Source organism: Microcystis sp. M_OC_Ca_00000000_C217Col (genome assembly GCF_007095585.1).
Classification (GTDB): Bacteria; Cyanobacteriota; Cyanobacteriia; order Cyanobacteriales; family Microcystaceae; genus Microcystis; species Microcystis panniformis.
This window is the reverse complement of sequence record NZ_SFBV01000188.1, coordinates 1-8,612: the sequence shown is the minus strand read 5'-3', so window position 1 is coordinate 8,612 and position 8,612 is coordinate 1. Positions and strand designations below refer to the sequence as shown.

The 8,612-nt window shown below is 41.7% G+C and carries 11 protein-coding genes and 1 pseudogene; 9 read left to right on the top strand and 3 right to left on the bottom strand.

All coding sequences use genetic code 11. From position 1 onward, the window contains the following. Positions 1–803: IS630 family transposase (locus EWV66_RS10955; protein WP_287108948.1), on the bottom strand; the 803-nt coding region annotated here is incomplete at its 3' end. Positions 804–1,215: 412 nt separating this feature from the next. Between EWV66_RS10955 and EWV66_RS10950 the strand changes: the two genes are divergently transcribed. The 7 genes from EWV66_RS10950 (at position 1,216) to lepB (ending at position 6,129) form a co-directional block, all read left to right on the top strand. Then, the gene (locus tag EWV66_RS10950; RefSeq protein ID WP_081417815.1) at positions 1,216–1,440 is read left to right on the top strand and encodes a hypothetical protein; all 225 of its coding nucleotides are present in this window, start codon (positions 1,216–1,218) and stop codon (positions 1,438–1,440) included. A 178-nt stretch (positions 1,441–1,618) separates the two neighbouring features. Then, a complete protein-coding gene (locus EWV66_RS10945) occupies positions 1,619–2,140 on the top strand; it encodes a photosystem I assembly protein Ycf3 (protein WP_002770118.1) in 522 nt (173 codons plus the stop codon). Between the two features lie 187 nt (positions 2,141–2,327). Beyond that, positions 2,328–2,624, top strand: a complete 297-nt coding sequence (gene gatC, locus EWV66_RS10940; RefSeq protein ID WP_002770116.1) for an Asp-tRNA(Asn)/Glu-tRNA(Gln) amidotransferase subunit GatC — start codon at positions 2,328–2,330, stop codon at positions 2,622–2,624. Between the two features lie 126 nt (positions 2,625–2,750). Further along, complete coding sequence (locus EWV66_RS10935) at positions 2,751–3,152, top strand: phosphomannose isomerase type II C-terminal cupin domain (RefSeq protein WP_002760121.1); 402 nt, start codon at positions 2,751–2,753, stop codon at positions 3,150–3,152. Positions 3,153–3,846: 694 nt separating this feature from the next. Continuing rightward, a complete protein-coding gene (locus EWV66_RS10930) occupies positions 3,847–4,218 on the top strand; it encodes a hypothetical protein (RefSeq protein WP_002760125.1) in 372 nt (123 codons plus the stop codon). A gap of 502 nt (positions 4,219–4,720) precedes the next feature. Continuing rightward, positions 4,721–5,554 carry a nucleoside triphosphate pyrophosphohydrolase gene (gene mazG, locus EWV66_RS10925; RefSeq protein ID WP_052276929.1) on the top strand — a complete coding sequence of 278 codons (834 nt, stop codon included), beginning with the start codon at positions 4,721–4,723 and terminating at the stop codon, positions 5,552–5,554. After that, entirely contained in the window at positions 5,554–6,129 is a 576-nt protein-coding gene (lepB, locus tag EWV66_RS10920) for a signal peptidase I (protein ID WP_002770106.1), read from the top strand. The genes mazG and lepB overlap by 1 nt, the downstream gene beginning before the upstream one ends. Positions 6,130–6,138: 9 nt before the next feature. Here lepB and EWV66_RS10915 read toward each other — a convergent pair whose 3' ends face one another. Beyond that, a complete protein-coding gene (locus EWV66_RS10915) occupies positions 6,139–6,627 on the bottom strand; it encodes a universal stress protein (protein ID WP_002770104.1) in 489 nt (162 codons plus the stop codon). Between the two features lie 18 nt (positions 6,628–6,645). Between EWV66_RS10915 and EWV66_RS10910 the strand changes: the two genes are divergently transcribed. Further along, positions 6,646–6,951, top strand: a complete 306-nt coding sequence (locus EWV66_RS10910) for a ribonuclease D (protein WP_072924041.1) — start codon at positions 6,646–6,648, stop codon at positions 6,949–6,951. A 157-nt stretch (positions 6,952–7,108) separates the two neighbouring features. Next, positions 7,109–7,963 carry a prephenate dehydratase gene (pheA, locus tag EWV66_RS10905; protein WP_052276927.1) on the top strand — a complete coding sequence of 285 codons (855 nt, stop codon included), beginning with the start codon at positions 7,109–7,111 and terminating at the stop codon, positions 7,961–7,963. A gap of 41 nt (positions 7,964–8,004) precedes the next feature. On the opposite strand, the pseudogene EWV66_RS10900 reads toward pheA, so the two are convergent. Further along, a pseudogene (locus tag EWV66_RS10900) lies at positions 8,005–8,496 on the bottom strand (ATP-binding protein); the annotation flags it as partial. Between the last annotated feature and the right edge of the window lie 116 nt (positions 8,497–8,612).

The window sequence follows — 8,612 nt, the reverse complement described above, 5'->3', positions numbered from 1 at the left end:
GAAAGAGCTAATTCTTCAACAATTTTACATTTTTGATAGCGGGCATTATCTAAGACTAGAGTGATGGGAATCATTAGTCCTAAAGCAGCTATTTTTGACGTGAGTTCACATACTTGAGTTGCTGTAATATAAGTGTCATATGTTACCAGAATAACTTCATGGGTTATCGCATTTAATGCTCCTAAAACCTTAAAGCGTTTACGCCCGCTCGGTGACTTAACAAAAAGTCTCTCAAAACACCAAACAAAACCGAGAAATGCTCCCATAACAAAGTGAGGCGCATCAACAAAAAAAACAGCCCTTTTTCCTTCTTTAGCCTCATTTAGTCTGGGTTCTAGCTTTTTTTCTTTGTAGTCTTCTTGTTCATCTGGGTCAGCTTTAGAAGGAAGAGAACCTACTTTTAAACATTTCATTCCCATTGATTTTAAGAATTTCCTCACTTGGGTAGGACTTCGTTTTATTCCTGTCAATTCTTCTCTTCTATATACAGCTTCATTTATTGTGGCTGGTGAGTTTTTCTCAAAATATTTTTTGAGCGTTTCTCTTTGAAAATCTAATTCACTTTTAGGGCGATAGAAGTTGATTTCTTTTAATTTTTCTATTCCGCCTTCTTGATCATCTCGAAGATAGGTTAATAAGGTATTTGGCGAGATTCCTGCTAACTGACAAATTTTTGGGTGCGGTATTTTTTGACTCTTTAACCAAAGAACTTCCATCTTCAGTTGAACCCGGGGATCGGGATGATGAAATCTTTCATAATACAGTGAGTTCTTTTTTCTTTTGGGAGCATCTAATTTATGCAAGTGAGTAATTATACTTATCCCTAAAACTGGTTTCTAGCAAGGCTTTCAAAATAGCTTGACATAAAAACCTGATTTAGGGGTTACAAAGGTGAGATGCTACCTTTCTTTGTTCTTTTCTTCTTCCGTGAATTCTAGGTTAATCATGTTTTTAATGAGTGCTTTGCTTCTAACGCTCTTGGAGGGAGTCTGGCAAAAGTCTTACAGTCTCTAAACCCTAGCTCTCTTATGGAGTAAGCCTTCAAGCTATCGCTAACTAACAGAAACCCGAAATTTGAGTTTTTATTAGAAAAAAAGTTAGCGTTCCCTTGTCAAGCAAGGGTTTCAGAACCTAGATTCGGTTAGGGATTTCCGAAAGTCCCTCCAAGAGCGATAGGAACCAACCTAATTAGGGTTTGCGGCAAAAAGTTTTTCGGTGGGGGCAGGGTGTGGGGTGTGGGGTTTTACCAGTTTTGAGGTGGCCAATTACCTAATTTTCAGGGAAAAAGTGCCTAAATTTCCCCCCGATCACTCCCATATCCAGTGCTTTTTGATTGACAAAAGGTCTAAAAGTCTTACCCAACAAGGTTTTTATATTTATTCAGCCAGCCCTAATTACTCAGAATCTTGGGTAAAGTTGCACCAATGCTCGTCGGAATGAGATGTGTTCCGACTAGGTTCTTGGCTGGAGAATGAGCCATTAACTTCTTGCCATTGCCGGACTAGCAAAGATACTCTAAATCGAAACCCTAGCCAGAAAAATTAGAAAAACAGCCCTGGGGGTGCTGGCGAGTGCTATAAAGGTAAGTAGTCATTTCGATCGCCTAATCGTTCTAACTATGCCACGCACTCAACGTAACGATAATTTTATTGATAAATCTTTTACCGTCATGGCGGATATCATTTTAAAGATACTCCCCGCCAATAAAAAAGCCAAGGAAGCGTTTGTTTATTACCGCGATGGGATGTCTGCCCAAGCTGACGGCGAATACGCCGAAGCCCTCGATAATTACTATGAGGCTTTAACATTAGAAGAGGATCCTAACGATCGCAGTTATATCCTCTACAATATCGGCATTATCCACGCTAGTAACGGCGAGCATGAAAAGGCTCTAGAATACTACGAAGAAGCTATTCAACTTAATCCCAGAATGCCCTCCGCTTTGAATAATATCGCCGTTATTTACCATTTTCAGGGGGAAAAAGCCAGAGAAGACGGTCAACAGGCCGAAGCGGAAGCACTCTACGACAAAGCGGCAGAATACTGGAAACAAGCCATCCGATTAGCCCCCAATAACTACATTGAAGCCCAAAACTGGCTGAAAATCACCGGGCGCTCGGAAATTGATGTTTTCTTTTAAATTGAGGAGTCGGTCGTCAGGAGACAGGAGTCGGTCGTCAGGAGATAGGAGACGGGAGACGGGAGACGGGAGATTATTTTTATTTATTCTCCCCACACCCCACACCCCACACCCCACACCCCACACCCATCTCCCTGCTCCCTGCTCCCCACACCCCACACCCCACACCCCACACCCCATTTCTCCCATGATCGATCGAGCTACAGTTGAAAAAATCGCCCATTTAGCCCGTTTAGAGATTAATAGCGGCGAAGAAGAACAATTTGCCCTGCAATTAAGCGGAATCCTCGATTATTTCGAGCAGTTAAGCGAATTAGACACGGAAAATGTGCCACCCACCACGCGAGCGATCGAAATTCAAAATATCACTCGCGCCGATGGTAATAGACCTTATCCCGATCACGAGGTCTTAGTGCAGGAATCGCCGGCTCCAGAAGGGGATTATTTCCGGGTTCCCCGTATTCTCAACACCGACGAAGAGTGAATTAGTGATCAGTGATCAGATGTGAGTTTTCGGTTTACTGTTTACTGATCACTGATTTAGATGCCATCTAGGGTTTTTGCTGCTATCTTGGACTAAGATCAGACCTAGCAATGGAGACATAATATAATGATCGCATCTCAAGATGTGGCACCATTTCAGCTTATTTCGAGCGTAGAATCGGCAGCAACAGAATTTAGACCTTGGGGTTCTTTCACCACTCTAGAAGAAGGTCTTGGTTATAAAATCAAGCGAATTGAAGTGAATCCGGGTCATCGTCTCAGTTTACAGATGCACTACCATCGCAGTGAACACTGGATTGTGGTTTCGGGAACGGCAAAAGTCACCTGTGGAGATAACGAGGAAATTCTCGGCGCTAATCAGTCCACCTATGTGCCGCAGTGTACCGCTCACCGTCTGGAAAATCCTGGGGTGATTAAATTGGTATTAATCGAAGTGCAGAATGGGGAATATTTAGGAGAGGATGATATAGTGCGTTTTCAGGATGATTATGCTCGTCATCAGAGCTAAGACCGTGTTTAGGGAGACAGAAGGGCAAGAAACTATATTTTCGCTCCAAAAACCTTTTGAGGTTAGTCTGCCTGACTGTCTTCCCTGCTGTCAAGGCTTGTCAAGTTCTAGAAAAATTTTCTTTTCGGGCCGGGTAGCGGTTTTCCTCCATGGCAGAAAAATAAACTTCCCCTAGGCCCTGTGTGGGAAGCTTGAGGAAAGCTGGGCTAGGGGAAATAATTTATTCCTTTGCTGGATTAACTTTAGCATATAACTCTCATTTGTCAGGACTATAACAGCCAGATGTCAATTCTGTGACAAATGCGAGTTTTCAGTTTACTGATTGCTGGTGACTGATTACTGGTTACTGTCGTCCACTTATTTTCTGAGAATTCTAGAGGTACTTGTAAAGATTTGTTACAAGGAGACGGGGAGAAATCTGCGGACAGGGAGACAAGAAAGGATTATCGACGGGGATCAAGGATTTCAGTAGGAAATTGGATTGGGGATCAAGGGAAACCGATTGTAAAGTTTTCGATACATCTCGCCGATTCTTGTAATAGTTCGATACATATAACATAGATAATCAGCGATGATTGTAAATTTATATTGCGAATAGCTCATCTTCTTCGGTGTTTTCCCTATACTGGTTCTCATCAACTTTGAGCCGACGTGCAGAAAAGTTAGACCACCAAGTTTGTAAGAGGTCAGGAAGATGCAATTAACCGCAAGAAATAACTGGGGCCACGTTTCTTTAGCAATGCTAAAAAGCTTTCTTCTCTGGAGTTTCGTCCTCACTGTCTGTTTATTAGTAGTGGGATTTCCTTTAGTAGTATTAATGATGACAGTGGGGGCATTGTCGGCGATTATCTTACAGTCGGTTTTACCGGTTAGTTCCGTGCTTTTAGTGGCGGGAATGATTATTGGTATTAACATTTTGGCTATCCTAATTAGTGCCGCTTTGTTAGCAGCAAAAGGTGTTCATCCCCATGAAGTTAGCTGGTTGCACTGGTTACACGGTGAGGCAAAAACTTCTCATCAAGCTGTTTATGCTTCTTGTCCCCTAACTTGCGGGATGATTCATTAAATCTGATTTTCTTACAGTGGAATTACTTACCTTTTTTCTATTTAGATTTATTTAAGTTTTCAACTGCTTTATCGGTTGACTATACAGATTCCAAGCTAGTGGAACCCGGTTTTACCGGGTTTTTTCATTGCTATTTAGCTAAAGCAGTTATCTGAATGGTGAGGTACGAAGTTTTCGTTTTGGGGGGTAGGTCTTCGCTCAAATTAGGTTAAACTTCATCTATTATGAGAAAGGCTGTGACTGAATATTAGGAAGATAGGGAGATGAGTAGGTGGGCGGAATTAAATATAAGATGAACGTAGGTTGGGTTGAAGCATGAAACCCAACGCTCGATTATGTTACGCTACCGCTAACCCATCCTACAAATAATTGTACTAGGAAATTTATTTTGCAAGACTACTTAAACAGTAATCAGTTAACTGAAAACTCACATCTGATCACTGATCACTGATAACTGATCACTGATAACCGGTATAATGGGCGAGAAAACCGGAAAAAATCGATGTCTAGCCTTCCAGAAACCGAAAATCCCAGTTACAAGGCCATCTTAGCGGCATTAAACCATTTAATCAGCGTTGTTGCCCGTTTACGAGACCCAGAAAGCGGCTGTCCTTGGGATTTAGCCCAAACCCCGGCAACCCTAATTCCCTACGTTATCGAGGAAGCTTATGAGGTGGTAGCGGCGATTAAAAGCGGTGATAAAACTGCCATTGCTGAGGAATTAGGCGATTTACTGCTACAGGTGGTTTTACAAGCCCAAATTGCCAGTGATGAGGGTAATTTTAGCCTAGAAGAAGTGGCTAGAGGCATCACTGATAAATTAATTCGTCGTCATCCCCACGTTTTCGGGGATCTATCCCTAGAAAATCCCGAACAGGTGCGTCAAAATTGGGAGAAAATCAAAGCTGAGGAAAAAAATGACCCGACTATTAGTGGCAAATTAACCCGTTATGCCCAAACTTTACCACCCTTGATCGGGGCGATGAAAATTTCTCGGCAAGCGGCGCGAGTCGGTTTTGAGTGGGAAAATATCGCGGGAGTCTGGGAAAAATTTGGCGAAGAGTTGGCAGAATGGCAAGAGTCCCTAGAATCGGGCGATAAAGAGCATCAACAGGCCGAATTAGGCGATTTACTCTTTACTATTGTCAATCTTGCTCGCTGGTATGATTTAGATCCCAGTATCGCTTTACAAGAGACTAATCTGCGTTTTATTCAACGTTTTTCCCTAGTGGAATCTGTGGCAGAAAAGCCTCTCCATGACTATACACTAGAGGAATTAACAGTTTTCTGGCAGCAAGCGAAAGCTAAGTTACATCAACCATCATCTGGGCAATAATGCAAGAGCAAGAAATTAATAAGGACAAATCCAAGAGTTTTTGGGCTTCTATTCGAGAAAATCTGCAAATTATCACTATAGCTTTAGTTTTAGCCTTACTGATCCGCACTTTTGTGGCTGAACCTCGTTTTATCCCCTCTGATTCTATGTTACCCACTTTAGAACAAGGCGATCGCTTAGTGGTGGAAAAACTTTCCTACGATTTCCATCCTCCTCGACGGGGGGATATCGTCGTCTTTGAACCGCCGGCACAATTACAATTACAGGGATATCAAAAGGATCAAGCTTTTATTAAAAGAGTGATTGCCACCCCAGGGGATGTGATTGCTGTCAAGGAGGGCAAAATTTATCTGAATAATCAACCCTTGGCAGAGGATTATATTCTAGAATCCCCTCAATATAATTTAATGCCTTTGCTCGTGCCAGAAAATAATTTATTTGTGATGGGAGATAATCGCAATAATAGCAATGACTCCCATATCTGGGGGTTTTTACCGGAAAATAACGTGATTGGTAGGGCGGTTTTTCGCTTTTTTCCTTTTAATCGTTTGGGGATTTTAGGGGGGAATCGCTAACAGGAATTTTTAGTCCTGACGATGTTGAACAATTAAGACGGAACAGGGGGCATGATGGAGAACATAATTACTCACACTACCTAAGAATAACTCTCCTAGACCCGAGCGCCCACGCCGACCGATAACAATTAAATCAATATTCTCCTCTCGCGCCACTTTACAGATAGTTTTGGCGGCATGACCGTAAATTTGCCGGTATTCTCCCTTTACACCCATTTCTGCCGCCTGATTAGCTCTTTTTTGCAACATAGCCGCCCCTTTCTGCTCGAATTCTTCCCATTGTTGCCGCCAAAAATCAAGAGTGAGATCATTACCCTGGGCGGGGTAAATATCGGCTAAATTGGGTGGAATCGGTAAAGGGCTATAATCTTCCTCAGGGGAAAGGACGTGCAGTAGTAGGAGGTTAGCTTCGTACTTACTGGCTAAGGATACAGCCTCCTTAAAAACACTGTCCCCCATCTCCGACAAATCTACTGCTATCAAGATTTTTTGATACATTTTTCAGCCTCTGCAACCATGCCTTATTTAACGGAATCCGACGCTATTAGGAATGCGATCGATCACTTTTGCCATTTTCCCATTCTTTGGTTAGATACGGAAGTGGCCGATTACAATAGCAAGACTCCCCGTTTGTCTCTGATTCAAATTCTGGCTGATTCCACGGACTTAACGGGGGAGCGGGTGACAATTTTGGATGTTCTCGAACGACCGGATATTACTGACTATTTTATCACTAAAATCCTGTTGCTTGACCGGATAGAAAAGGTTTTTCACAATGCTAGTTATGATTGTCAATTTTTGGGCGGTAAGGGCAAAGTTTAAAAAATTACCTGTACCCTAGAGTTAGCTAAAAAGGTTCCCTACTATATTGCTCCTTTACCCAATTATCAACTGAAAACCCTGGCTGAATTAGGTTATACTTAGTATTTATGAGAAAGGCTGTAATAGCTAGAAAAAATTGCTTGCGGGGATAATTTCAATGACTGTAAAGATCGCTTATCTGGGGCCAGTGGGAACCTATTCAGAAACAGCCGCTTTAGCATATGCTAACAGTTTAGCATCCCAGCCTCATCAATTAATACCCTATCCTAGCATTGCCCTGGCCTTGCGATCGGTTGTCCAAAATCAGGCCGATTTAGCAGTGGTCCCGGTGGAAAACTCCACCGAGGGAAGTGTGGTAATGACTCTTGATGCTTTATGGCAATTACCTGGGTTACAGATTCAACAAGAATTAGTTTTACCGATTTCCCATGCACTTCTATCTCCTCGACAATCGCTAACAGAAATTACCACCGTTTATTCCCATCCCCAAGCTTTAGCTCAATGTCAAAAATGGCTAGAAAATAATTTGCCTACCGTGCCGATTATTCCTACTAATTCTACCACAGAAGCGATTCAAATTCTCGATCGAGAGGCCAATTCGGCCGCTATTGCTTCTCCCCGGGCAGCAAAACTGTATCATGTACCAATATTAACACAACCAATTAATGATTATCCCGATAATTGTACCCGTTTTTGGGTAATGGCTTTAACTTCCCATCCCCAAGGGGAGCGAATGTCCCTCGCTTTTCAGGTTTTAGATCAACCTGGTGCTTTAGTCAAACCTTTAGAAGTTTTTGCCAAACGTCAGCTTAATTTATCTCGTATTGAATCGCGACCAACTAAACGATCTTTAGGGGAATACATATTTTTTATCGATCTAGAGATTAATCTGGATCAACAGCATTTAATCGCAGAAACTTTAGAAGAATTAACAAATTATACCGATGCGATCGAGGTTTTTGGTTTTTATCAGGTAGTTAATTTACCCGTAGAAAGTTTAGAGGAATTATAAACTAAGTTGCCCAGAAATTACAGTAGTTAAATAGAGATATTTTAGCTTTTAAGAGAGGGAAGAATCGGCAAAGATGAGTTTTCCTCTGGTGGAGTAAAATCAAGCTTTCTTTCCCCCACCAGAGGAAGAATAATTTCCACAGTTGTTCCTAAACCTTGACCTTGACTAAAGATAGTAATATCTCCCCCCATCATTTTCATAAAATTCTTAGAAATAGCTAATCCTAAACCCGTACCGCTAAATTTTCTAGTTGTGGAACCATCAATCATCACAAAAGGACGGAATAATTTTGATTGCTGCTGGGGGTCGATACCGATTCCTGTATCGATTATAGTGATAATAGCCTGTGGATGTTCTAGGTGAGTTATCAGAGAAATAGTTCCCGTTTCGGTAAATTTAATTGAGTTAGAAATAACATTCAAAATTACCTGTTTAAATTTAGTTGGATCAGCATAGACTACTGGATTTTCTTGACAGAAAAGTAAATTTAATTTTAAGTGCTTACCTTGCAGCGAGGCTGTTTGTAAATTAAGGCTCTTCGGGAATTGTTATGCAAATAATTAACTTAAAATAAAATTCGATGAGAGCGCCTACGCTCAAAAGTAGCTGAAATCCATACAGGGAAGGACTTAAGGCACAAACAGGTTAA